Source organism: Mesorhizobium zhangyense (assembly GCF_011045115.1).
Taxonomy (GTDB): Bacteria; Pseudomonadota; Alphaproteobacteria; order Rhizobiales; family Rhizobiaceae; genus Mesorhizobium_M; species Mesorhizobium_M zhangyense.
Genome location: NZ_JAAKZG010000011.1, coordinates 81,701 through 104,581 on the forward strand (window position 1 = coordinate 81,701; position 22,881 = coordinate 104,581).

The 22,881-nt window shown below is 61.0% G+C and carries 29 protein-coding genes; 13 read left to right on the forward strand and 16 right to left on the reverse strand.

The features are described from left to right. Positions 1 to 221 precede the first annotated feature (221 nt). The 3 genes from G6N74_RS22195 to lysM all read left to right on the forward strand — a co-directional run bounded on the left by G6N74_RS22195 (position 222) and on the right by lysM (position 2,977). Positions 222 to 1,832, forward strand: a complete 1,611-nt coding sequence (locus G6N74_RS22195) for a phosphoenolpyruvate carboxykinase (protein ID WP_165120187.1) — start codon at positions 222 to 224, stop codon at positions 1,830 to 1,832. A gap of 79 nt (positions 1,833 to 1,911) precedes the next feature. Next, positions 1,912 to 2,349 carry an alternative ribosome rescue aminoacyl-tRNA hydrolase ArfB gene (arfB, locus tag G6N74_RS22200; protein ID WP_165120188.1) on the forward strand — a complete coding sequence of 146 codons (438 nt, stop codon included), beginning with the start codon at positions 1,912 to 1,914 and terminating at the stop codon, positions 2,347 to 2,349. A 106-nt stretch (positions 2,350 to 2,455) separates the two neighbouring features. Beyond that, positions 2,456 to 2,977, forward strand: a complete 522-nt coding sequence (gene lysM, locus G6N74_RS22205; protein ID WP_165120189.1) for a peptidoglycan-binding protein LysM — start codon at positions 2,456 to 2,458, stop codon at positions 2,975 to 2,977. A 61-nt stretch (positions 2,978 to 3,038) separates the two neighbouring features. Here lysM and coaA read toward each other — a convergent pair whose 3' ends face one another. The 7 genes from coaA to hisB all read right to left on the reverse strand — a co-directional run bounded on the left by coaA (position 3,039) and on the right by hisB (position 7,697). After that, on the reverse strand, positions 3,039 to 3,998 hold the full coding sequence (coaA, locus tag G6N74_RS22210; protein ID WP_165120190.1) for a type I pantothenate kinase: 960 nt from the start codon (positions 3,996 to 3,998) through the stop codon (positions 3,039 to 3,041). Between the two features lie 75 nt (positions 3,999 to 4,073). Continuing rightward, positions 4,074 to 4,391 carry a phosphoribosyl-ATP diphosphatase gene (locus G6N74_RS22215; RefSeq protein ID WP_165120191.1) on the reverse strand — a complete coding sequence of 106 codons (318 nt, stop codon included), beginning with the start codon at positions 4,389 to 4,391 and terminating at the stop codon, positions 4,074 to 4,076. Positions 4,392 to 4,411: 20 nt separating this feature from the next. Continuing rightward, positions 4,412 to 5,197 (reverse strand): imidazole glycerol phosphate synthase subunit HisF, encoded by a 786-nt coding sequence (gene hisF / locus G6N74_RS22220; protein WP_165120192.1) that lies wholly within the window; start codon positions 5,195 to 5,197, stop codon positions 4,412 to 4,414. Next, the gene (gene hisA / locus G6N74_RS22225) at positions 5,194 to 5,958 is read right to left on the reverse strand and encodes a 1-(5-phosphoribosyl)-5-[(5-phosphoribosylamino)methylideneamino]imidazole-4-carboxamide isomerase (RefSeq protein WP_165120193.1); all 765 of its coding nucleotides are present in this window, start codon (positions 5,956 to 5,958) and stop codon (positions 5,194 to 5,196) included. Before hisA ends, hisF begins: the two co-directional genes overlap by 4 nt. After that, a complete protein-coding gene (gene hisH, locus G6N74_RS22230; protein ID WP_165120194.1) occupies positions 5,955 to 6,605 on the reverse strand; it encodes an imidazole glycerol phosphate synthase subunit HisH in 651 nt (216 codons plus the stop codon). The genes hisA and hisH overlap by 4 nt, the downstream gene beginning before the upstream one ends. 1 nt (position 6,606) lies before the next feature. Then, entirely contained in the window at positions 6,607 to 7,092 is a 486-nt protein-coding gene (locus tag G6N74_RS22235; protein WP_165120195.1) for a DUF2628 domain-containing protein, read from the reverse strand. 5 nt (positions 7,093 to 7,097) lie between these two features. After that, complete coding sequence (hisB, locus tag G6N74_RS22240) at positions 7,098 to 7,697, reverse strand: imidazoleglycerol-phosphate dehydratase HisB (protein WP_165120196.1); 600 nt, start codon at positions 7,695 to 7,697, stop codon at positions 7,098 to 7,100. Between the two features lie 194 nt (positions 7,698 to 7,891). Here hisB and hslV point away from each other — a divergent pair, with 194 nt between their 5' ends. From hslV to G6N74_RS22270, 6 genes are all read left to right on the forward strand, one after another. Continuing rightward, a complete protein-coding gene (gene hslV / locus G6N74_RS22245; RefSeq protein ID WP_165120197.1) occupies positions 7,892 to 8,440 on the forward strand; it encodes an ATP-dependent protease subunit HslV in 549 nt (182 codons plus the stop codon). Then, positions 8,430 to 8,951, forward strand: coding sequence for a GNAT family N-acetyltransferase (locus G6N74_RS22250; protein ID WP_165120198.1), 522 nt, complete (start codon positions 8,430 to 8,432; stop codon positions 8,949 to 8,951). Before hslV ends, G6N74_RS22250 begins: the two co-directional genes overlap by 11 nt. After that, positions 8,948 to 9,550: a DUF2585 domain-containing protein gene (locus G6N74_RS22255; protein WP_165120199.1), complete on the forward strand. Its 603-nt coding sequence runs from the start codon at positions 8,948 to 8,950 to the stop codon at positions 9,548 to 9,550. The genes G6N74_RS22250 and G6N74_RS22255 overlap by 4 nt, the downstream gene beginning before the upstream one ends. A 4-nt stretch (positions 9,551 to 9,554) precedes the next feature. Beyond that, the gene (locus G6N74_RS22260) at positions 9,555 to 10,622 is read left to right on the forward strand and encodes a hypothetical protein (RefSeq protein ID WP_205826807.1); all 1,068 of its coding nucleotides are present in this window, start codon (positions 9,555 to 9,557) and stop codon (positions 10,620 to 10,622) included. Between the two features lie 25 nt (positions 10,623 to 10,647). Continuing rightward, positions 10,648 to 11,958, forward strand: a complete 1,311-nt coding sequence (hslU, locus tag G6N74_RS22265) for an ATP-dependent protease ATPase subunit HslU (protein WP_091915697.1) — start codon at positions 10,648 to 10,650, stop codon at positions 11,956 to 11,958. A gap of 100 nt (positions 11,959 to 12,058) precedes the next feature. Next, positions 12,059 to 13,015: a DUF1402 family protein gene (locus G6N74_RS22270; RefSeq protein WP_165120200.1), complete on the forward strand. Its 957-nt coding sequence runs from the start codon at positions 12,059 to 12,061 to the stop codon at positions 13,013 to 13,015. Positions 13,016 to 13,033: 18 nt separating this feature from the next. Here the strand turns inward: G6N74_RS22270 and G6N74_RS22275 are convergent, their stop codons facing one another. Genes G6N74_RS22275 through G6N74_RS22290 form a run of 4 tightly spaced genes read right to left on the reverse strand, consistent with a single transcriptional unit; the run spans position 13,034 to position 15,765 of the window. After that, positions 13,034 to 13,402: a helix-turn-helix domain-containing protein gene (locus G6N74_RS22275; RefSeq protein WP_165120201.1), complete on the reverse strand. Its 369-nt coding sequence runs from the start codon at positions 13,400 to 13,402 to the stop codon at positions 13,034 to 13,036. After that, entirely contained in the window at positions 13,399 to 13,941 is a 543-nt protein-coding gene (locus G6N74_RS22280) for a Smr/MutS family protein (RefSeq protein ID WP_165120202.1), read from the reverse strand. The genes G6N74_RS22275 and G6N74_RS22280 overlap by 4 nt, the downstream gene beginning before the upstream one ends. Beyond that, complete coding sequence (mltA, locus tag G6N74_RS22285; protein WP_165120203.1) at positions 13,938 to 15,035, reverse strand: murein transglycosylase A; 1,098 nt, start codon at positions 15,033 to 15,035, stop codon at positions 13,938 to 13,940. Before mltA ends, G6N74_RS22280 begins: the two co-directional genes overlap by 4 nt. Before the next feature lie 22 nt (positions 15,036 to 15,057). Beyond that, entirely contained in the window at positions 15,058 to 15,765 is a 708-nt protein-coding gene (locus tag G6N74_RS22290; RefSeq protein ID WP_091915707.1) for a Tim44/TimA family putative adaptor protein, read from the reverse strand. Positions 15,766 to 15,953: 188 nt separating this feature from the next. On the opposite strand from G6N74_RS22290, the gene G6N74_RS22295 reads away from it, so the two are divergent. Both G6N74_RS22295 and secB read left to right on the forward strand, forming a co-directional pair. Next, positions 15,954 to 16,442, forward strand: coding sequence for an FxsA family protein (locus tag G6N74_RS22295; RefSeq protein ID WP_165120204.1), 489 nt, complete (start codon positions 15,954 to 15,956; stop codon positions 16,440 to 16,442). A 114-nt stretch (positions 16,443 to 16,556) separates the two neighbouring features. Next, positions 16,557 to 17,063, forward strand: a complete 507-nt coding sequence (secB, locus tag G6N74_RS22300) for a protein-export chaperone SecB (RefSeq protein ID WP_165120205.1) — start codon at positions 16,557 to 16,559, stop codon at positions 17,061 to 17,063. Between the two features lie 67 nt (positions 17,064 to 17,130). Here the strand turns inward: secB and dnaQ are convergent, their stop codons facing one another. The 5 genes from dnaQ to G6N74_RS22325 are packed head-to-tail and all read right to left on the reverse strand — an operon-like array spanning position 17,131 to position 20,778. Further along, on the reverse strand, positions 17,131 to 17,835 hold the full coding sequence (gene dnaQ, locus G6N74_RS22305; RefSeq protein WP_165120206.1) for a DNA polymerase III subunit epsilon: 705 nt from the start codon (positions 17,833 to 17,835) through the stop codon (positions 17,131 to 17,133). Positions 17,836 to 17,888: 53 nt separating this feature from the next. Then, on the reverse strand, positions 17,889 to 18,494 hold the full coding sequence (gene coaE, locus G6N74_RS22310) for a dephospho-CoA kinase (protein ID WP_165120207.1): 606 nt from the start codon (positions 18,492 to 18,494) through the stop codon (positions 17,889 to 17,891). After that, positions 18,491 to 19,330, reverse strand: a complete 840-nt coding sequence (locus tag G6N74_RS22315; protein WP_165120208.1) for a shikimate dehydrogenase — start codon at positions 19,328 to 19,330, stop codon at positions 18,491 to 18,493. Before G6N74_RS22315 ends, coaE begins: the two co-directional genes overlap by 4 nt. After that, positions 19,323 to 19,922, reverse strand: a complete 600-nt coding sequence (locus tag G6N74_RS22320; protein ID WP_165120209.1) for a Maf-like protein — start codon at positions 19,920 to 19,922, stop codon at positions 19,323 to 19,325. Before G6N74_RS22320 ends, G6N74_RS22315 begins: the two co-directional genes overlap by 8 nt. 34 nt (positions 19,923 to 19,956) lie before the next feature. Beyond that, complete coding sequence (locus tag G6N74_RS22325) at positions 19,957 to 20,778, reverse strand: pyruvate, water dikinase regulatory protein (RefSeq protein WP_165120210.1); 822 nt, start codon at positions 20,776 to 20,778, stop codon at positions 19,957 to 19,959. A gap of 397 nt (positions 20,779 to 21,175) precedes the next feature. On the opposite strand from G6N74_RS22325, the gene hemE reads away from it, so the two are divergent. Beyond that, entirely contained in the window at positions 21,176 to 22,210 is a 1,035-nt protein-coding gene (gene hemE, locus G6N74_RS22330; RefSeq protein ID WP_165120211.1) for a uroporphyrinogen decarboxylase, read from the forward strand. Beyond that, positions 22,207 to 22,749, forward strand: a complete 543-nt coding sequence (gene hemJ / locus G6N74_RS22335; RefSeq protein WP_165120212.1) for a protoporphyrinogen oxidase HemJ — start codon at positions 22,207 to 22,209, stop codon at positions 22,747 to 22,749. The genes hemE and hemJ overlap by 4 nt, the downstream gene beginning before the upstream one ends. The last annotated feature ends 132 nt before the right edge of the window (positions 22,750 to 22,881 follow it).

Sequence of the window (22,881 nt, forward strand, 5' to 3'; positions counted from 1 at the left end):
CCTGAATGCCAGATTAAAAATTGCATGCTTATTGTGCAAGCCTAGCATCTTTCGATGGATATAAACGATTTAAAATATTTTCAAAATTTTTAAATCGATTAAAGATTTGAAATTACTTATCTTTTCTGGTTCTGACCACATTCTGCTCCCATTTGGGAGAAACAAGGTTCGGCGATCAGGCTGGACCCCTGGCGCTGTTGAATTGGATGGAGAGCTGCGCAATGAGCGAGACCGGCAAACGAAACCCGAATTTCGGGATCGACAAATCCGGCCTGAAAACCTCGGGCACCGTGCATTATAATTTCGGTGCCGCAGCACTTTATGAGGAAGCGATTCGGCGCGGCGAAGCCAAAGTGACCGCGCATGGAGCCCTCGTGGCGGAAACCGGCCAGCACACCGGACGCTCCGCCAAGGACAAGTTCGTGGTGCGCGACGCTGCCACCGAACCGCATATCTGGTGGGACAACAACAAGCCGATGTCGCCCGAGCATTTCGAGCTGCTGCTGTCGGACTTCATTGCCCATGCGGCTGACAAGGATCTGTTCGTGCAGGACCTTATCGGCGGCGCTGACGCGACGCAGAAGCTGCCGACGCGGGTCGTCACCGAATATGCCTGGCATTCGCTGTTCATCCGCAACCTGCTGATCCGCCCGGCATCGAGCGAACTCGACGCTTTCGCGCCGAAGATGACGATCATCGACCTGCCGTCCTTCCGTGCCGACCCGGCACGCCACGGCTGCCGCACGGAGACCGTTATCGCGGTCGACCTGACGCGGATGATCGTGCTGATCGGCGGCACCTCCTATGCCGGCGAGATGAAGAAGTCGGTCTTCACCGCCCTCAATTACCATCTGCCGGTCAAGGGCGTCATGCCGATGCACTGCTCGGCCAATGAAGGCCCCGATGGCGACGCTGCCGTCTTCTTCGGCCTTTCCGGCACCGGCAAGACGACACTGTCGGCCGATCCCAAGCGTACGCTGGTCGGCGACGACGAGCATGGCTGGGGACCGGAAGGCATCTTCAATTTCGAAGGCGGCTGTTACGCCAAGACGATCCGGCTTTCGGCGGAAGCCGAGCCCGAGATTTTTGCGACGACGCAGCGCTTCGGCACCGTGCTGGAAAACGTGATCCTCGACGAGGCACGCGTTCCCGATTTCAACGACGGGCGGCTGACCGAAAACACGCGTTGCGCCTATCCGCTCGATTTCATTCCCAATGCCAGCGCCAGCGGCCGCGCCGGCCATCCCAAGAACATCATCATGCTGACCGCCGACGCTTTTGGCGTGATGCCGCCGATCGCCAAGCTTACGCCGGCGCAGGCCATGTATCACTTCCTGTCGGGCTACACGGCAAAGGTCGCCGGCACCGAAAAGGGCGTGACCGAGCCGGAAGCGACCTTCTCGACCTGCTTCGGCGCACCCTTCATGCCGCGCCATCCTTCGGAATACGGCAATCTGCTGCGTGAACTGATCGCCGCGCACGGCGTCGATTGCTGGCTGGTTAATACCGGCTGGACCGGCGGCGCCTATGGCACCGGCAAGCGCATGCCGATCAAGGCCACGCGCGCGCTGCTCGCGGCTGCCCTCGACGGTTCGCTGAACGGCGCGGAATTCCGCACCGACGCGAATTTCGGCTTCGAGGTTCCCGTGACGGTTCCGGGCGTCGACAGCGCGATCCTCGATCCGCGCTCGACCTGGGCCGACAAGCAGGCCTACGACCAGCAGGCGAGGAAGCTCGTCAACATGTTCATCGACAATTTCGGCAAGTTCGAAACCCATGTCGATGCCAGTGTCCTGGGCGCTGCGCCGCGCATACTGGATGCCGCCGAATAGGCGCTTCATCACCACACTTGGAAAAGGCCCGGTTCTGCCGGGCCTTTTCTTTTTGCGCGGCGCGCGTCATCAGTAGCGCATGAGCGCCGACGAAAAGATCATCATCACCGAGGAAGCCGTCATCCACCCCGATGACCTCGAGGAGAATTTCATCCGCTCCTCAGGCCCCGGCGGCCAGAACGTCAACAAGGTGGCGACGGCGGTGCAACTGCGCTTCGACGCAAGGAACGCAGCCGGTCTGAGCGAGCGCGTGCGCGAACGCACGATCAAGATGGCCGGCCAGCGCGCGACCAAGGACGGCGTCATCGTCATCGAGGCGGGCCGTTTCCGCACGCAGGAGCAGAACCGGGCGGACGCCCGCGCGCGGCTGACCGAGCTGGTCGCCAAGGCGGCCGAGCCGCCGCCAAAGCCGCGCCGGAAAACGAAGCCGACGAAAGGTGCGGTCGAAAGACGGCTGAAAACAAAGGCCGGCCGATCCACCGTCAAGAAGCTGCGCGGCAAGGTCGATAACGATTAACGCCCCAGGCGTGACGGGGCGCGGATTGCAATCACCGCTTTCAATTTCTGGCGGCAGATGCAAAATTCGCGTGGCGGATCAATGCGGAAGCAAGGAGATACTGACCATGGGTATGTTCGATTTTGTGAAGAATGTCGGCAAGAAGCTGGGGTTTGGCGGCGACGACGAGAAGGTGGCGACGGCTGAGGAGCTAAAAAAGGAACTCGATTCCCACAAGCTCGGCACCGACAAGGTTCAGGTCGAAATCCAGGGCGACAAGGCCGTTCTCAAGGGTGTCGTCGCGGATCAATCGATCTTCGAGAAGGCCATCATTGCGGTTGGCAACACGCTCGGCGTTTCCAAGGTCGAGGCCGGGGAACTGAAGGTCGTCGCGCCCGAGAGCGGGCTGAAGCTCGACGGCAATGTCGACATGAACGCCGTGGTGGCGGCTGCGACGCCAGCCAAGGAGCCCGTTTTCTACACCGTGAAAAAGGGCGACAATCTCTGGAAGATCGCCGAATCCCAGTACGGCAAGGGTAAGGGCGCCAAGAACACGCTGATCTTCGAGGCCAACAAGCCGATGCTGACCCACCCCGACAAGATCTATCCGGGCCAGGTGCTGCGCATCCCCGAGATCGCGAAGGCCTGAGGCTTAACAAATCTGCATATGATAAAACGGCGGCCTTGGGCCGCCGTTTTTGTTTTTCAGGCTATAGCTTCCTCAGCGCCACTTCCTCGACCAGATGATCCTCGCCCTTGCGCAGGATCAGGTCGGCGCGGGGACGGGTCGGGAGGATGTTTTCCTTGAGGTTCTTCAGGTTGATATTACCCCACAAGCCCTCGGCGATCGCCTTGGCGGCATCCTCGGACAGTTGCGAATAGCGATGAAAGAAGGATTCGGGATTGCGGAACGCCGTTTCCCTGAGCCGCATGAAACGCTTGATATACCAGCTGTGGATCAGCTCTTCCTCGGCATCGATATAGATCGAAAAATCAAAGAAATCCGAGACGAAGGGGACGAAGTTACCGTCCTTGGGCAGCTCGCGCGGCTGGAGCACATTCAACCCTTCGAAGATTAATATATCAGGCCGATCGATGGTGACGAACGCACCCGGCATCACGTCATAGGTCAGGTGCGAATAGAGCGGCGCGCGCACGTCGCGCTGGCCCGACTTGATCGCCGACAGGAAACGCAGCAGCGCGCCGACGTCATAGCTGTCGGGAAAGCCCTTTCGCTCCATCAGATTCTCGCGGCGCAACACCTCGTTGGGCAGCAGGAAACCGTCGGTCGTCACCAGATCGACCTTCGGGCTCGACGGCCAGCGCCCGAGAAGCTCCTTCAGGATACGGGCGGTGGTGGATTTGCCGACCGCGACCGACCCGGCCATGCCGATGATGAAGGGCGTCTTGGCGACCTGATCGCCGCTGAAAAACGCCTGGCGCTGGCGAAACAGAAGCTGGCTCGCCTCGACATGGGCGTAGAGCAGCCGCGACATCGACAGATAGATGCGGCGGACCTCGTCGAGATCGATCGGGTCGTAAAGCGAGCCCAGCCGCTTGACCTCGTCCGCCGTCAGGGTCATCGGCGTGTCGGCACGAAACTCGGCCCATCGCTCGGCCGAAAAAAACCGGTACGGGGAATATTTTACGGTCGGAGCGAGTTGATCCATCGCTTACCTCAGGCCAAGCACTTGTTTTTACGCATTTCCCGGCGGAAAACCGCTGCACGTTTTCCGGGAATTGCTCTAGCCGCGTGATGCCTTCTCGGCAATCCCGGACTGGCCGGTCCTTTTTTCGAGCTCCGCAAGCACGTCCGACAGCGGCACGCCGGCAACCGCCAGCACGACCAGCCAATGATAGAGAAGATCGGCGCTTTCGGAAACGAGGTCCTTTTTATCGCCCTTTACGGCGGCGATGACCGTTTCAACGGCTTCCTCGCCAAGCTTCTTGGCGGCGCGTTCCATGCCCTGGGTAAAGAGCTTCGCGGTCCATGACGAAGGTTCGCCGGAACGGGCGCGTTCAGCGACGATGCGTTCGAGATCGTCCAGGGAAAAACCGGTCATTCGCGTCTCGGCGAGAGAGGTCATGCGGCAGCATCCAGCCGCATCGGCAGGCCTGCTTTTGCCATGTAGTCCTTGGCCTGCGCAATGGTGTAGGTGCCAAAATGGAAAATGGAAGCGGCCAGAACGGCAGTCGCATGGCCATCGCGGATGCCCGCGACCATATGCTCGAGCGTGCCGACGCCGCCCGAGGCGATCACCGGCGCACGCACCGCATCGGCCACTGCGCGCGTGAGCGCGATATCGTAGCCGGCCTTGGTGCCGTCGCGGTCCATGGAAGTGAGCAGGATTTCGCCGGCGCCGAGATCGACGACCTTTCGTGCGAACTCGATAGCGTCGATGCCGGTCTTCTCGCGTCCGCCATGGGTGAAGATTTCCCAGCGGTCGCCCTCGCCCGGCAGCGAGACCTTCTTGGCATCGATGGCAACGACGATGCACTGGTTGCCGAACTTGTCGGCGGCTTCGGCGACGAAATCCGGGTTCTTCACGGCTGCCGTGTTGATCGACACCTTGTCGGCGCCGGCCAGCAGCAGCTTTCGTATATCAGCCACCTGGCGCACGCCGCCGCCGACCGTTAGTGGCATGAAGCACTGCTCGGCGGTGCGGGCAATGACGTCGAAGATGGTTTCGCGGTTGTCCGACGACGCGGTGATGTCGAGAAAGCAAAGCTCGTCGGCACCGGCCGCATCGTAGGCTTTCGCCGCTTCAACCGGATCGCCGGCGTCGATCAGGTCGACGAAGTTGACGCCCTTGACGACGCGGCCGTCCTTGACGTCGAGACAGGGAATGACACGGGCTTTGAGGGTCATGCGCGTTCCTCGAACAATCCCGGGGCCGGCTTCAGGTCGCCGCGCAAAATCGCCAGCGCTTCGGCAGGGTTGATGCGGCCGTCATAGAGCGCGCGGCCGGAGATCGCGCCTTCGAGCTTCTTGGCATCGGGCATGGTCATGCGCACAATATCGGCGATCGAGGCAAGACCGCCCGAGGCGATGACCGGGATGGAGATCGCATCGGCAAGATCGATGGTAGCGTCCCAGTTGATGCCGGTGAGAATGCCGTCGCGATCGATGTCGGTGTAGATGATGGCCGATACGCCGGCACCTTCGAACTTTTTTGCCAGCTCGATGACGCCCAGCGTCGAAGCCTCGGCCCAGCCCTCGACCGCCACCTTGCCGCCCTTGGCGTCGATGCCGACGGCTATCTTGCCCGGAAATTTCCTGCAGGCTTCGATAACCAGACCGGGGTCGCGCACCGCGACCGTGCCGAGGATGACGCGGGCAAGTCCCTTGGAAAGCCATTTCTCTATATGATCGAGCGTGCGGATGCCGCCGCCGAGCTGGACCGGATTCTTCGTCGCCTTGAGGATCGCCTCGACTGCTGCGCCATTGACGCTTTCACCGGCGAATGCGCCGTTGAGATCGACGACATGGAGCCACTCAAAACCCTGGTCCTCGAAGGCTTTCGCCTGGGCAGCGGGATCGGCATTGTAGACCGTGGCCTGACCCATGTCGCCGAGCTTCAGGCGAACGCACTGGCCGTCTTTCAGGTCGATGGCGGGAAAAAGGATCATGGCTTCCATTTCAGAAAATTGGTGATCAAAGCGAGGCCGAGCGCCTGGCTCTTCTCGGGATGGAATTGCGTGCCGGCCATGTTGTCGCGCGCGACCGCGGCGGTGACGGGACCGCCGTAGTCGGCAACGGCCAGCACCTGGTCCGGCCTGGTCGCGTCGAGGTGGTAGGAATGGACGAAATAGGCGTGCAGACCGCCCTCTCCCGTCCGGATTCCGTCGAACAGCGGATGCGGATGTTTCACGTGAATCGTGTTCCAGCCGATCTGCGGGATCTTCAGCGCCGGGTCCGACGGGGTGATTTCCTTCACGTCGCCGTCGATCCAGCCGAAGCCGTCGGTGATCGTCTTTTCCAGCCCGCGCTCCGACATCAGCTGCATGCCGACGCAGATGCCGAGAAACGGGCGCGCCTGCTTTATCGCGACCTCGTCGATCGCTTCAGTCATGCCCGGCACCGCGTCGAGCCCGGCGCGGCAATCGGCATAGGCGCCGACGCCCGGCAGCACGATACGGTCGGCGGTGCGGACGCGCTCGGCATCGGCCGTCAGGTCGATCTCGGCGGCAATGCCCGCCTCGCGCGCGGCGCGTTCGAATGCCTTGGTGGCCGAGCGGAGATTGCCCGACCCGTAATCGATGATGGCAACACGCATGTCAGGCTTTTCCGGGATATTGAACGAGGCCGAGCGACGGTGCGGGCCGAGCGAGGGCGTGGGGCGAGGCAACGGCGACGGGCCGGACAATCTCCTCCACCTCGCCAGCCTCGGTGCCCGCAGCCTGTGTGAGATAGCGTATCTCGGCGTCAGATATATCATCGGCCTCGACCACGCCCCATTCGCGCCAACCCCGGCGGCGCAGTGCTGCTATGCGCAGCGCCGCTCCTTCCAGGCCGACATAGATGGAAACGAGCAGCGACAGCAGCGAGCCGGTCACGCCGAAGCCTGCGACTTCGCCGAGGGCTGCCAATGCCAGAGCAGCGGCGAATGCGAATGCGGCCTCGCTCCATAGCCGATGCCAGAGTAGCCAGAGCGGGGGCACGAGAAAGGCAAAAACCGCAAACCTGTCGCGGACGAAGACGGCCTTGTCCGATGCCTCGCCGCGCCCCTTAATCGGCGGCTCCATGACAACATAAGTGCTCATCGGCTTCAGCCTTTCAGCGAACCTTTGGTCGAAGGAACTGCGTCCGGCTGGCGCGGATCGCGCTCTAGAGCCGTCCGCAGTGCACGCGCCACCGCCTTGAAGCAGGTTTCGGCGATGTGGTGGTTGTTGGCGCCGTAATGATTGGTGACATGCAGCGTAATGCCGGCATTCTGCGACAGAGCCTGAAAGAATTCGCGCACCAGTTCGGTATCGAAGGTGCCGATCTTGGGTGCCGAGAACTTTACGTCCCAGACGAGAAACGGCCGGCCGGAAACGTCGATGGCGGCCCGCGTCAAAGTCTCGTCCATGGCAAGGTCGATCGACGCGTAACGCATGATGCCGCGACGCTCGCCGAGCGCCTTCGTCAGCGCCTGGCCCATGACGATGCCGGTGTCCTCGACGGTGTGGTGGTCGTCGATGTGCAGGTCGCCCTTGGCCTTCACCGTCATGTCGATGAGCGAATGGCGCGAGAGCTGGTCGAGCATATGGTCGAAGAAGCCGACGCCCGTCGACATATCGGAGCGGCCGGTGCCGTCGATATCGAGGGAAACGGATATCTCCGTTTCGCGGGTCTTGCGGCTGACTTCAGCGGCGCGCTTGCTCATGGAGCGGTTCCTTGCATTTAAGAAAACGTGAGCCTTCTAACAGCATGCTGCCGCGATTTCCAGTTGGCACGACGCGGGTGTTGCGGCGCGTGTCGTGGGGATTTGCAATCATGCTGCCTATGCATACATATGGCGAAACAAACCTCGTACCGCGCCGATTGCCTTAAAGGGATGGCGCGCAATCGGAGCTGACTATGTCGAATGAATTGACGATGCACGCGACCACGATCGTGACCGTGCGCAAGGGCGGCAAGGTGGTGATCGCCGGCGACGGCCAGGTGAGCCTCGGCCAGACCATCATGAAGGGCAATGCCAAGAAGGTGCGTCGCCTCGGCAAGGGCAATGTCATTGCCGGTTTCGCCGGCGCCACGGCGGACGCCTTCACCCTGCTCGAACGCCTCGAAGCCAAGCTCGAACAATATCCCGACCAGCTGACGCGCGCCTGCGTCGAGCTCGCCAAGGACTGGCGCACCGACCGCTATCTGCGCCGGCTGGAAGCGATGATGCTGGTTGCCGACAAGAACGTGTCGCTGGCGCTGACCGGAACCGGCGACGTGCTGGAGCCGGAACATGGCGTGATGGCGATCGGCTCGGGCGGCAACTACGCGTTGGCCGCGGCCCGCGCGCTGATGGACACCGACAAGGACGCCGAAGAAATCGCCCGCAAGGCGATGGAGATCGCCGCCGACATCTGCGTCTACACCAACCACAGCTTCGTCATCGAAACGCTCGATGCCGCCTGAGGCGCAGCCCCGCTACAGCTTCCGGCCGGTGGTCGAGGCAGATCTGCCGATGATCGCCGGCTGGCTGCGACAACCACATGTCGCCGAGTGGTGGGATGATGCTGAAGACGAGATCGCCTCGATCCGCGAGCATATTGACAGCATATCGGTCGAGCCGCTGATCGTGGAGCTGAACGGCAAGCCGATCGGCTATCTGCAAAGCTATGATCCGCATCTCGAGGATGACCATCCCTATCAGGACCAGCCCTTCGGCACGCTCGGGCTCGACCTTTCCATTGGCAAGCCGGAGCTTGTCGGCGTGGGTCACGGCTCCGCACTTTTGCGGCAGTTCGTGGAAGAGCTGTTTGAGGAAGGCACGCCTCGCGTGATCATTGATCCGGACCCGGCCAACACAAGAGCCATCCGCGCCTATGAGAAGGCAGGGTTTCGCGCCTTCGACACGCGGACTTCCGTCTATGGTTCGGCCCTGATGATGGCTATCGACGCCGATGACTGGAACGAGGACGCATGACCGCTTCGGATAGGCAAGAACCAACGACGGCACCGCGCCTGTCCTGGCAGATGGGCGTCTCAATTGCAGCGGCGCTGATCATCGCGCTAGCGGTGATCCTCTATGGGATGGGCCGGGTGCCGATCTGCGAGTGCGGCTATGTGAAACTCTGGCACGGTGTCGTTCAGAGCTCGGAGAATTCTCAGCATATCAGCGACTGGTACACCTTCTCGCACATCATCCACGGCTTTCTGTTCTATGCGCTTGCCTGGCTGGTGCTGCCCGGACGGTCGATCTGGATAAGGCTGGCGCTGGCCATCGTCGTGGAAGGCGCCTGGGAAATCCTCGAAAACAGCGACTTCATCATCAATCGCTATCGTGAAAGCACGATCTCGCTCGACTATTACGGCGACAGCATCGTCAATTCGGTGTCGGATACGCTGGCGATGGTGCTGGGCTTTGTCATGGCGCGACGCCTGCCTGTGTGGAGCATCGTGGTTCTGGCGCTGATCTTCGAAATCGGGGTCGGTTATCTCATCCGGGACAACCTGACACTCAACGTAATCATGCTGATCCATCCTTTCGATGCGATCAAGGAATGGCAGGCGGGGCCTATCTAGACCTATGAACACACTTTCCAAATCGCCGGACATTTCCATCTCGAATGCAGCGCTGCTCGCGGGGATAGAACGTGGCCTCGTGACGGCCGATCAGGCGCAAGGGCTGCGCGATCTGGAAAGGACCAGAACCGCCGTCCTCGACGTCGAGCCGCAGGATGACGAAAAGTTCCGTTTCATCAGCGGGTTCAGCGATATCTTCGTGACGATCGGCCTTGGCCTGTTTATCGGTGCTCTAGGCTACTTCTCTGCCGAATTCATTGGCGGCGTCGGCATGTGTATCGTCATTGCGGTGGCGAGTTGGTTGCTCGCAGAATATTTTACCCGCAAGCGGCGCATGGCACTGCCAAGCATCGTTCTGCTTCTGGCCTTCGCGGCGGCGGTGTTTGGGGCAGTCGCCTTGGCCCTGGATCCGAGGCTGGGCATCAGTTCCGCGCTTGCCGAAGATTCCGGCTGGCCAATCGTCGTCGCAGGACTGGTCACCGCCGGCGCCACTGCCCTGCATTACTGGCGTTTTCGTGTGCCGATCACAGTGGCAGCCGGGGTCGCGGCTCTGGTGGCCGCCGCTGTCGGGCTTGTTTTCACCGCCGCTCCCGATCTCATCACACAGGTGGCAAAGCCGCTGCTGCTCATCTGCGGGCTCGCGGTGTTCGCGCTCGCCATGCGCTTCGATCTGAGCGATCCGCAGCGCCAGACCCGGCGCACCGACATAGCCTTCTGGCTGCACATGCTGGCAGCGCCTTTGATCGTCCATCCGCTCGTCAGTGGGCTGATTGGAGAAGGCGGCCCTGAGGCCGTTGCGGCCTGGAGCATCCTTGCGATCTTCATCGGCCTTGCACTCGTCGCCGTGCTGGTCGACAGGCGCGCCATTCTCGTCTCCGGCCTGTCTTATGCCGGCTTCGCCTTCGGTTCGCTGGTCGTCAAGGCGGGGCTGTCGGACAGCGTCGTGCCGCTTACCATGCTGGTGCTGGGTGCGCTGGTGCTCCTGCTGAGCGCCGGTTGGCATTCGCTGCGCCGGGCCCTTCTGTCGCGGTTGCCGGACGCCCTTGCGGGCCGGCTTCCGGCTCATACATAAGCAAAAACAAAACCGAGTATCCAATATGTCAAATTTTTCCCCCCGCGAGATCGTTTCCGAACTCGATCGTTTCATCATCGGCCAGAAGGACGCCAAGCGCGCCGTGGCCATCGCATTGCGCAATCGCTGGCGCCGCCAGCAGCTCGAAGGCAACATGCGCGAAGAGGTGATGCCCAAGAACATCCTGATGATCGGACCCACCGGCGTCGGCAAGACCGAGATTTCGCGCCGCCTTGCAAGGCTGGCCGGCGCGCCCTTCATCAAGGTCGAGGCGACCAAATTCACCGAAGTCGGCTATGTCGGCCGTGATGTCGAGCAGATCATTCGCGACCTCGTCGAGACCGCGATCGGCATCGTGCGTGAAAAGATGCGCGAAGACGTCAAGGCGCGTGCGCATCTCAATGCCGAGGAACGCGTGCTTGAAGCGCTGGTCGGCAAGACGGCAAGCCCGGCCACCCGCGACAGTTTCCGTAAGAAGCTGCGCGACGGCGAGCTCGACGACAAGGAAATCGAGGTCGAGGTTGCCGACACCGGAACCGGCGGCATGCCGGGCTTCGAGATTCCGGGCATGCCCGGCGCCAATATCGGCGTGATGAACATCAACGACATGCTGTCCAAGGCTATGGGCCAGACGCGCACCAAGACGCGCAAGACCACGGTCAAGGAATCCTACGAGCTGCTGATCGCCGATGAATCCGACAAGCTGCTCGACCAGGACGAAGTCGTACGCAAGGCGCTGGAATCGGCCGAGAATGACGGCATCGTGTTCCTCGACGAGATCGACAAGATCGCCGCCAGAAGCGACATTTCCGGCGGTCCGTCCCGCGAAGGCGTGCAGCGCGACCTGCTGCCGCTGGTGGAAGGCACGACGGTTTCGACCAAGTATGGACCGGTGAAGACCGACCATATCCTGTTCATCGCGTCGGGTGCGTTCCATGTTTCCAAGCCGTCCGACCTGCTGCCGGAGCTTCAGGGCCGCCTGCCGATCCGCGTCGAGCTGCGGGCGTTGGAAAAGGACGATTTCCGGCGCATCCTGACCGAGACGGAAGCCAGCCTGATCAAGCAGTATATCGCGCTGATGGGCACCGAAGGCGTGACGCTCGAATTCACCGACGATGCCATCGATGCGCTGGCGGGAATTGCGGTCGACCTCAACGCCAGCGTCGAGAATATCGGCGCGCGGCGCCTGCAGACCGTGATGGAGCGCGTGCTGGACGAAATCTCCTACACCGCCCCCGACCAGTCGGGCACATCGGTGAAGATCGACGCCGCCTATGTTGAAAAGCATGTCGGCGATCTGTCGCGGAACACAGATTTGTCGCGATTCATTCTCTAAGGATCGGTCCAAAGGTCCCACACAATGGAAAAGCGCTCGACTCGGTCGAGCGCTTTTTCTAGTTTGCCGGGCTGATGGCTATCGAAGGTTGCGGAAACGCATGAAAATCTCGTCTATTCTAGCGTTTCCGGTTCTGGCCTGCCTGGCCTTTCCGGCCCAAGCGCAAACGCTGGTGCCGCCGGGAAACCGCAACGCCGAGCAGCCGACGGTGCCGGGTGCCTCGTCCAAACGCACCAAGGCCGGCAAGACCAGCTTCGACGCCAAGTACCGCAAGGTCTACGCGCTGTTCAAGAATGACGGCGCGCTGCGCGCGAAGATCCGCGAGGTGGCATCCGCCTACAGGATCGATCCGATGCACATCGTCGGCGCGCTGGTCGGCGAGCACACCTACAATGTCGATGCCTATGACCGGCTGCAGACCTATTATGTGAAGGCGGCGGCCTATCTCAACAACGGCATCAGCTTCACCTACAAGGGCGAAGACGTCACCGATTTCATCCAGCGGCCCGAATTTGCCGGCTGCGCCAGCAAGACCGACAGCTACGATCTGTGGGAATGCCGCGAAAACGTGTGGAACCGCCAGTTCCGCGGCAAGACGGTGGGCGGCAAGAGCTATCCAAACGACCGTTTCAGCGCCACCTTCTTCCAGCCGTTCTATGCCGGCCAGACTTTCGGCCTCGGCCAGCTCAATCCGCTGACCGCACTTCAGGTGAGCGACCTCGTCCACCGTGTCTCGGGACTGCCGAAGCTCGATGCCGCCCGACCGAGCCAGGTCTATGAAACGATCATGGACCCGGACCTGACCATACCTTACGTCGCGGCGACCCTGAAAACGTCCATCGACGCCTATCGCGACATTGCCGGCTTCGACATTTCCAAGAATCCCGGAATCACCGCGACCTTGTACAATGTCGGCAACCCGGAAGCGCGTGCTTATGCGCTGAAGGCGGAAAACCAGAAGCGCCAGAGCGAGGGCCAGGAGCCCAAGCTGCCGGAGGAAAATTATTACGGCTGGCTGGTCAACGAAAAATTGCCGGAACTGCAGGCGCTTTTCTGAGCCGAACTGAGGCCAAGATCAGCGCCGCCGTCCGCGAGCGGCTTTCAATTGCGCGGTAAGGCTCAAAATGTCTTCCTCGCTGATCCGGTTTATCGACCGCGCCAGCAGATTGGCGAGTTCGGTCGCCGCCGGGGAAAGCCCCGACGTATCGATCACCACGCGCGGATGCGACGTTTCGGCCAGGCGCTGCAGATCCTCGGCGTCATCCCAAATGATGTTGAAATAGCCGATGATCTTCTGGATCAGCGCCCAGGTCGGGGTTCCGCGTCTGCCATGCTCGAGCGCCGACAGATAGGCCGCGCTGACCCCGAGGGCCGCGGCCATTTCCTTCTGGCTGACGCCTCTTTCGTCCCGCAGCGCCCGCAGCCTTTCGCCAAGCGGCGTCATGATTTCGGCACCGCATGGCGCCGCAGCCTTATGTAGAGAGCGCCTGAGCCGCCGTGATTGCGGGCGGCATGGTCGTGACTGCTGACCAGGATGCGAAAAGGCGGCGTCAGCAACCACGCCGGCACGGCGCGGCGCAATACGCCCTCGCCGCCGGATGACGAACCCTTGCCGGTGATGACCAGGACGTAGCGCACACCGCCGGCATAGGCCCGGGTGAGGAAGGAAAGCAGCAGCGAATAGGCCTGATCCTGTGTCAGGCCGTGCAGATCGACACGCCCCTCGATCGGCAGACGGCCTTTGGCGATCTTGTCGTGGGTCGGCGCATCGAAGGAATGCGTGACCGTCTGGCGGGGCTTGGCCGGTGCTGGTGCCGCCGCCTTGACTGCCGGTTTGTCCAGCGCCATCGCCTGTTCCATGGTCATCGGCTCCGGCGATGGTTCTTCCACGCCCAGCTTGCCCTTGAGCGGCTTGGCCGAGCGCGCGACCAGGTTCCAGAGAACGCGATCCTCGTCGCTGAGTTTTTTGCCGCGCCCGGTCATGACACTGCCCCGCCAACCAAACTGCGCGGAACAAGAGCGAAGAAATCGGCTCGGTTACGCACCACGCCAGCGATTTCACCCGCATCGAAGCCCGAGCCGGCGAAGAGATCGCCACGCGCGGCACCGACGATGGCCGAACCGGTGTCCTGCGCGATCATCAGCCGGCGGAAGGGTTTTTTCTCGAAGGCCGTCAGCGTCGGCGCATGGATGAAGAACGGCGTGCCGAATGTGTGGAGCAGCCGGTCTACGGCAACAGAGCGTCCGGGCGTCAGCGGCACTTTTGCCGCGGCGATCGGACCGAGCTCCGGTTCATCGACAGGCGCCTCGCGGAAGAAGATGTAGGACCGGTTCTGCCAAAGGATTTCGCTGACCCGGTGCGGGTTGGCGGCCAGCCACGCCCGGATCGACTGCATGGTGACCTGTTCGAGCGGGATTTCGCCGAGATCGGCCAGTTTTTTCCCCGGTCCCGAAAATCTCTGACCGGATTTTGCCGCATAGGTGACCCGGCGCAGCGTTCCGTCCGTCATATTGAGCCGGGCCGCGCCCTGGACATGGATGAAGAACGCATCGACCGGATCGGCAACCCAGGCGATTTCCAGCCCGCGTCCCGCCAGAGCGCCCTGCTCGATTGCAGGCCGATCAAAATATTCAACAGGGCCCGCAGGCGTCTCACGTCCGAAGGCGAGATAGGGGTCCAAGCCGGCGGGCCGGTTTTCGTCGTCGATATCGACCAGATCGTCGGGCCGCGCCAGCAACGGAACCTTGAATTTTTCGGTTCGTCTGCCAGACGCTTCCACTTCCGGTTCGTAGAAGCCGGTGACGAAACCGGCTTCCGCGTCATCCGGTACGATGCGTGCGGGAACGAAATGACGCTCGAAAAAAGCCCTGGCATCGCCAGTGTTTTCGGATCGGGCAGCAGAATAGGCTTCTTTGAAGGCCGAAAACTCGATGCCCAACGACCCCGTTCGGTAGGGTTTGTTCAGGACGTGGAATGCCGAGCGGCGGAAAGCGGCGTAGGCGCCGGCGTGGTCGTCTTCAGCCCAGCCGGGCAGGTCGTCGAAGGAGACGATGCGGAAAACAGGCGACAAAGGCACCGGCCCGGCTCCCGCAAAAGGCTCAGTCTTCTTCTTCGGTGGCGACGAGCTTCCAGTTCGGATCGCGCGAGCGCGTGTCGCGGGCGAAGGTCCAGACGTCCTTGACCTCGGCCACGGTCTCGGGATCGCCATCAATCACCTCGCCGGCCTTGTCGCGCGTGGCCGAAATCAACTCGCTGACGATGCGGAGCGTGATATGCGCCTCGCCATTCTTCATCTCGGCCGAGACGATATCGGCCTTGTCGATGCCGACGAAGGAGGACTGGATCTTTTCCGAGCGCCCTTCGCGATCGGAAATCGCGGCGACGAAACCATCATAGACTTCGCGCGAAAGCAGATTTTTCAAGGTTTTGCGGTCGCCATCGGCATAGGCCATCACGATCATCTCATAGGCCATCTTGGCGCCATCGACGAAGGTCTTCGGCTCGAAGGTCTGGTCGCCGTCCTTGATCGCGCGCAAGCCCTTGTTCAGCTCCGTGCCGGGCTTGGCGAAGGCGTCGATTGCCACATAGGCTTCGTCATTGTCTGCGGAAACGCGCTTGCGCGGCAGGGAAACGACATTTTCAGGTTTCGCCGAAGCGTCCTTGTCGCTGCGGGTCCGCCCGGCGGTATAGGGATCGAAGGGCGGACGCTCATTGCCGGTGCGGCGGCCGAGCACATTGCGCAGCTGGAAGAAGATCACGACAGCCGCAATCAGAAAAAATATCGTGCCGAAATCGAAGAATTCCATGTCTTTCGCCACTAGTCCTTTGTCTTCGGCCGGCAACACCGCCGTTTCGCCGCATTCCGCGCTTCAATCCATGCATATAGAACGCATGCCGTCATCATTCAAATCAAAGGCATGCATACCTATCTATCGCATAATGTGCCAGCATCAGGTGCTGGGCATTTTGATGCAACCTTAATATTGGCGGGCACGTGCGGGTTTCCCTCATTCCTTTGTTTCTTCTTCTGCTCCCCCTGATCGAAATCGCCGGTTTCGTGGTCGTCGGGCGCCAGATCGGCGTTCTGCCCACTCTGGGGCTTACCATCGCCACCGGAATCGCCGGCGGCATGCTGATGCGCTATCAGGGTTTCAGCGTTCTGGCGCGTATTCGCGCCGAAATCGAGGCCGGGCGCGACCCCAGCCGTACGCTTGCCCATGGCGTGATGATCCTGGTTGCCGGCGTTCTGCTGCTCATTCCGGGCTTCGTGACGGATATCGTCGGTATATTGCTGTTTGTTCCGCCGATCCGTGACCTCGGCTGGCGTTTTATCAAGCGGCGGGTCAATTTTTCGGCGGATTTCGGCCGGATGGGCGGCTTCCCGCGGGACGGCAGGCGCGAGAAAACCATCGATCTCGATGAAGACGATTATACAAAAGGCCCGGATCCGCGCTCGCCTTGGCGGCAGATAGGCGACGACTGATCCGCAAAGCAGCCTGAAACCGGCAAAAACTTGTGTTGGCAAGAACACCATGCTAGCCAACGCTCGATTTCAATCCGGGCCGCCGGGCGGCTGAAGCAAAGAGGATCAAGGCTCATGGCCAAGAATGACAATGACGCCGCCGGCGCTGTGAGCAACGGAAACGGCAACAATGGCGTGCAGCCTTCGCTGAACGTGCTTGCCCAGTATGTGAAGGACCTTTCCTTCGAAAGCCCCGGCGCGCCGAATTCGCTGCGCGGCCGCGACAAGGCTCCCGGCATCGCCATCAATGTCAACGTCAACGCCAATCCGCTTTCGGACAAGGAATTCGACGTCAACCTGTCGCTGACGGCCAAGGCTGCCTTCGACAAGGACGTGCTGTTCAATGTCGAGCTCGTCTATGGCGGCGTCTTCAAGATCGAAGGTTTCCCGCAGGAGCACATGCTGCCGCTCCTGTTCATCGAATGCCCGCGCCTGCTGTTCCCGTTTGCCCGCCAGATCATCGCCGACGCAACCCGCAATGGCGGCTTCCCGCCGCTGATGCTCGACCCGATCGATTTCGCGCAGATGTTCCAGCAGAAGATGGCCGAGGACCAGGCTGCCGCCAAAGTCCAGGTCAGCTGATTTCTTCAGCGAAACCAATTGAAAAACCCGGCCTTGCGCCGGGTTTTTTCGTTTTCAGCTCTGTTTTTCATTTCTCTTGGAAATTTTGCCAGATGGCTTTTTCGCCGAGATCGGCGATCAGCCGCATATGCGCGGCACGTTCGGCGTCCGTCAGGCGGGGCGGCAAAGGTTCGGGACGCGGCCCGATAGAAATCTCGATCTGGATTTCGGTCGTGGCGTCCGACCTTGTTTCCATGCCCGCGTCCAGAACAAGGGCTGTCTGCTTGCCGCCGATGAGCTCGATATAGACTTCAGCCAGAAGCTGCGAATCGAGCAAGGCGCCGTGAAACGTGCGGTGGCTGTTGTTGATGCCGTAGCGCCGGCAGAGTGCGTCGAGCGAATTCGGTCCCATCGGGTGCTTGCGCCGCGCCAATGCCAGCGAGTCGATGACACGGTCCGAACCGATCGCCGGTTGGCCGAGGCGGGCAAACTCGGCATTGATGAAGCCCATGTCGAAATTGGCGTTGTGGGCGACCAGCTTGGCGCCTTCGATAAATTCCATGAACTTTTCAGCAATATCCGGAAAAGCCGGCTCGTTGGCCAATCTTTCATTACTGATGCCGTGGACAGCCAGCGCCTCGGCGTGAACGGCGCGTCCTTGCGGATTGATAAAGACGTGAAAGGTCTTGCCTGTAGGGAAGCGGTTGATGAGCTCGACACCGCCGATTTCAATGATGCGGTCCTCGCGGGAATCGAGGCCCGTGGTTTCCGTATCGAAAATGATCTCGCGCATTCGAATCACCACTCCTTGACCAAGCATGGCCCCGACCGAAAATCCCGGCAAGGTCAGGCTGCTGGCTGTCCCGGCATTTCCTTGGTTAGCGTGGCGATAATTTCTTCGACCGATTTTTTCGCGATTTCCAGGCCCTGGCCGGTGTCTATGATGAAATCCGCCAGCCGGCGTTTTTCGGCATCCGGCACCTGTTTTGCCAGAATGCTGGCGAATTTTTCCTCGGTCATGCCGGGCCGGGCAAGCACGCGTTGCCGCTGTATATCCGGCGGTGCGGTCACCACCGCTACCTTGTCGACACGATTGCGGCCGCCGGTCTCAAACAGCAGTGGAATATCGAGCACCGCCAGCCGCGCTCCGGCCGCGCGATGCCTAGCCAGAAAGGCGTCGGCGTCGGCGCGCACCAGTGGATGGATGATCGTCTCGATCTTCTTCAGCGCTTCCGCATTGCCGAGAACTTGGCGCGCGAGCAGCGTGCGGTCGACAACGCCGTCCTTTACCGTTCCGGGAAACGCCGCCTCCACCAGGGGTGTGGCCTTTCCGGCATAAAGGCGATGGACGGTTTCGTCGGAATCATGCACCGGCACGCCGGCGTCGGCGAACATCTTTGCGGTGGTCGACTTGCCCATGCCGATCGACCCGGTCAATCCCAGCACGATCATTTGGCACCCAGATCCGAAACGATGAGGCCGCGCAGTTCAGGCGTGACCGTTGGCCTGACGCCGAACCAGCGCTCAAAACCCGGAACCGCCTGATGCAGCAACATGCCGAGGCCGTCGATGGTTTTCAGTCCGCGAGCCCGCGTGGCAGCAAGCAAGGGCGTTTCCAGAGGCACATAGACGATGTCGGTGACTATGGCGTGGTCCGGCAGCCGGGACGGATCGACCGGGATTTCGGCATTGCCATGCATGCCGAGCGCTGTCGTGTTGACCAGAAGCCCGGCATCGGCGAGCAGTTCATCGACCGCCGCAAAGGGGTGGGCCGAGACGGCCTTGCCGAAATGATCTGCCAGTTCGACCGCGCGTTCGACCGTTCGATTGACGACGCGGATATCGCGAATTCCGCTTTGCTTCAGCGCGTGAATGACCGCGCGGGATGCTCCGCCGGCGCCCAGCACCACGGCGGTTCCGGCTTTCGCCCAGCCTGGCGCATAGTCATCGAGATTGGCGGCAAAGCCATGCGCATCCGTATTGGTACCGCAAAGCAGACCGTCCTCGAACCACAGCGTGTTGACCGCTCCGATCTCTTCCGCGGCGTTGTCTCGCCGGCCGACAAGGCGAAACGCTGCTTCCTTGTGCGGGATGGTGACATTGCCGCCGGCAAAGCCGCTTTCTTTCAGTTCGCCCAAGAAGCTTTCGAATTTCTGCGGGGACACGTCGATAGCATCGTAGGAACCGGCGATCCCGTATTGCCTAAGCCAATAGCCATGGATTTTTGGCGAACGCGAATGGGCGATCGGATGACCGCACACGAACGCTTTAACAGTGCGATCAGCCATCGATCGCTCCGAGTTCGCGAAGCTTCGCCAGAAGCGGCAGCAGCGGCAGGCCGACAATGGTGAAATAGTCGCCGTCGATCTTTTCGAAGAGCTGGATGCCTTCGCCTTCGATCTGATAGGCACCGACGCTTGCCAGCGCCTTGTCGCCGACGCTCGCCAGGTGGCGGCCGATAAAGGCGGGATCGAGCTTGCGCATGGTCAGCCGCGCGATGCTGACGTCACGCCATAGCGTTTCGCCATCGCGCACCAGCACGACGGCGCTGTTGAGCTGATGCGTCTTGCCGGAAAGATCGAGCAGATGGCGGCGCGCGTCTTCCTTGTCGCGGGGTTTGTGGAAAACACGGTCGCCCAGCGAAAGCGTCTGGTCACAGCCGATCACGAGTGCCCCGGGGCGGCTTTCGCTGACATTGATCGCCTTGGCCTCGGCCAGGATCGACGCGACGTCTTCCGGCGTGGCACCGGTGCCTTCGAGCGGCGCTTCCAACGCTCGCTCGTCCACATCGGCCGGGATTGCAGTGAATTCGATGCCGGCATTGGCCAGAAGCGCCTTCCGGAACGGGCTTGCCGAAGCCAGTATGATTTTCGCTGCCATGCAAACCTCGGTCGAAGTGACGGTCGTGCCTCGACTAGCGCGTCTTGCCGCGCAGGGCAACGATTGCAGCTGCCGTTTCCTCTATGGAACGGCGGCTGACATCGATCATCGGCCAGTTGTGCCGCGTGCAGATCTGCCGCGCATAGGCGAGTTCTTCGGAGATTGCCGCGCGATCGACGTAGCCTTGTGAATCGTAGCCGGTGGTCGTTCCAAGCACCCGGTTCTGACGGACCTGCGAGACACGCTCGGCAGTTGCCACCAGCCCAACGATGAGCGGTTTCTTGGCTACGGCCAAATTCTCCGGCAGCGGCACGCCGAGAACGATCGGGATGTTGGCGGTCTTTATGCCGCGATTGGCCAGATAGATGCTGGTCGGCGTTTTGGACGTCCGCGATATGCCTATAAGGACGACGTCAGCCTCATCGACGTCGCCGGGCAGCTGGCCGTCATCATGTTCCATGGTGAAATTGAGCGCATCGATGCGGCGGAAATATTCGGCGTCCAGCACATGCTGCGCGCCGACGCGCCGGCCGGCCGGCGTACCAAGATAGGACTGGAACACCGCAAGCACCGGCTCCAGCACGGAAACGCAAGGCAGGCCCATTTCAGCGCAGCGCGCATCGATCTGGCCGGCAAGGTTCTGGTCGACAAGCGTGTAGAGCACGATGCCGGGCTCTTCCTCGATATCCTCGAACACCTTCATCAGTTGCTTGTCGGTGCGGATGAGCGGATAGATATGCTCGATCGCCCTCGCGTCCTTGTATTGCGCCGATGCAGCGCGCCCCGCTGCCAGCAGCGTCTCGCCGGTGGCGTCCGAAATCAGGTGGAGATGGAAGAAGCTCTGGGGTTTATTCACAAGGTCCGCCCGGTTCTGTGGTCAAATGTGGATAAGCAGGGCGTTTGCCCCTCTCGGCCAGAGCGGACTGTATCAGAAGCCAGTTTGTCCACAATTCGCCCTGCTGTCTGTTTCGTTTTCGCGGTAAGGAGGGTTATGGGGATAAGTCGAACAAGCCTCAAAGGATTGTCGGTGGCCTGAAATTTTCAGCCTATCAAGGCTTTGTAATTCCTAGCTGAAATCTATTCGTCCCCAGAGTTTTCCAATTCACATCGAAATTGGCGCGACAATATGCTTTCTGGTTGCGGAGGCCCGTTCTGGGATAAGTCGCAATTCCCGATTCCAACAGAGTCTAAGAATCAGAAGACTCTTTTCATAGAATTTATATTTATAGAAAGAGCTGGGAGGATAACGCTCTATGCCTGCGCAACGCGTCATGCTGGACGTCCTGAAAGGCGAGACAGCTTCTCCGCCTCCGCTCTGGATGATGCGGCAGGCTGGCCGCTACCTTCCCGAGTACAGGGAGCTCAGGAAGAAGGCCGGAAGCTTCCTCGACCTCTGCTACAATCCGGACTTTGCAGTCGAAGTGACATTGCAGCCGATCCGCCGTTTTGGCTTCGATGCGTCGATCCTGTTCTCCGACATCCTCGTCGTGCCTCATGCGCTCGGCCGCGACCTTCGCTTCGAGGAAGGCCGAGGACCGCTGATGACGCCGATCACGGCATCCGAGATCGCAAACCTTGACGGATCGAATTTCCATCACCATCTGAAGCCGGTCTACGAGACGGTAAAGCGTCTTCGCGGCGAACTCCCTGAACAAACCACGTTGATCGGATTTTGCGGCGCGCCGTGGACGCTTGCCACCTATATGATCGCCGGCCATGGAACACCCGATCAGGCACCGAGCCGGCTTTTCGCCTATCGGGAGCCTGAGGCAATGGCACGGTTGCTGTCGAAGCTGTCGGATTATTCGGCCAGATACCTCATCAAGCAGATCGAAGCCGGCGTGGACGTCGTCCAGATATTCGACAGCTGGTCAGGCGTGCTCGATGAAGCCTGCTTCGAAGCGTTCTGCGTCAGGCCGGTGGCCGAAATCGTGCGGCAGGTTCGGGCGGTCTATCCCGATGTTCTGATCATCGGATTCCCGAAAGGCGCCGGCAACCGCTATTCCAGCTACCGCGAGAAGACGGGCGTTACCGGTCTCGGGCTGGATTGGACGGTTCCGCTGTCCCAGGCGCAGGCCTTACAGGCCGGCGGGGCCGTGCAGGGCAACCTCGATCCATTGCGGCTTGTAGCCGGCGGGCGGGCCCTCTCCGAGGGCGTGGACGCTATCCTGAAGGCATTGGGCGCCGGGCCGCTGATCTTCAACCTCGGCCATGGTATTACGCCGGAGACGCCCATCGAACATGTCGAGGCGATGATCCGGCAGGTCAGGAGCTTTTCAGGGCAATGAGTGCTGAAAGCGGCAAGGTTTCGCCAAGCGGCGGACAGGCAATGAAGCGGGCAGCGATCGCCATTGGCATTTTCGTCGTTCTGACGGGATTGCTGTTCTATTTCGACCCGGAAAATCTCTATCTCTGGGCCAAGGCCGTGCATGTCATCGCCGTCATCTCGTGGATGGCCGGCATGCTCTATCTGCCGCGGCTTTTCGTCTATCACGTCGATGCCGAACCCGGTTCCGTACAGTCGGAAACCTTCAAGGTGATGGAGCGGCGTCTTCTGCGAGCGATCATCAATCCGGCGATGATCGTCACCTGGGTGTTCGGGCTGTGGCTTGCCTGGAAAGGCTTTGGTTTCGCGGGCGGCTGGCTGCATGCGAAGATCGCCGCGGTCGTTGCCCTGTCAGGCGTGCATGGTTATCTCGCCGGTTCGGTTCGCCGTTTTGCGGAAGACCGCAACACCAAGCCTGCACGCCATTGGCGGATGATCAACGAGATTCCGACCATCCTGATGATAATCATCGTCATTCTCGTGATTGTGAAGCCGTTCTGACTTCCTTCGATCGCGTGAAATGGTACCTTGCTCTTTGCTAGGCAGGCGGATAAAAGACAGATCTTCCTTCTCGCCACGCGCGCCGTCCCCACTGACACCTTGACCGCGCTCGGCGCCCATCGCATTCGCCGA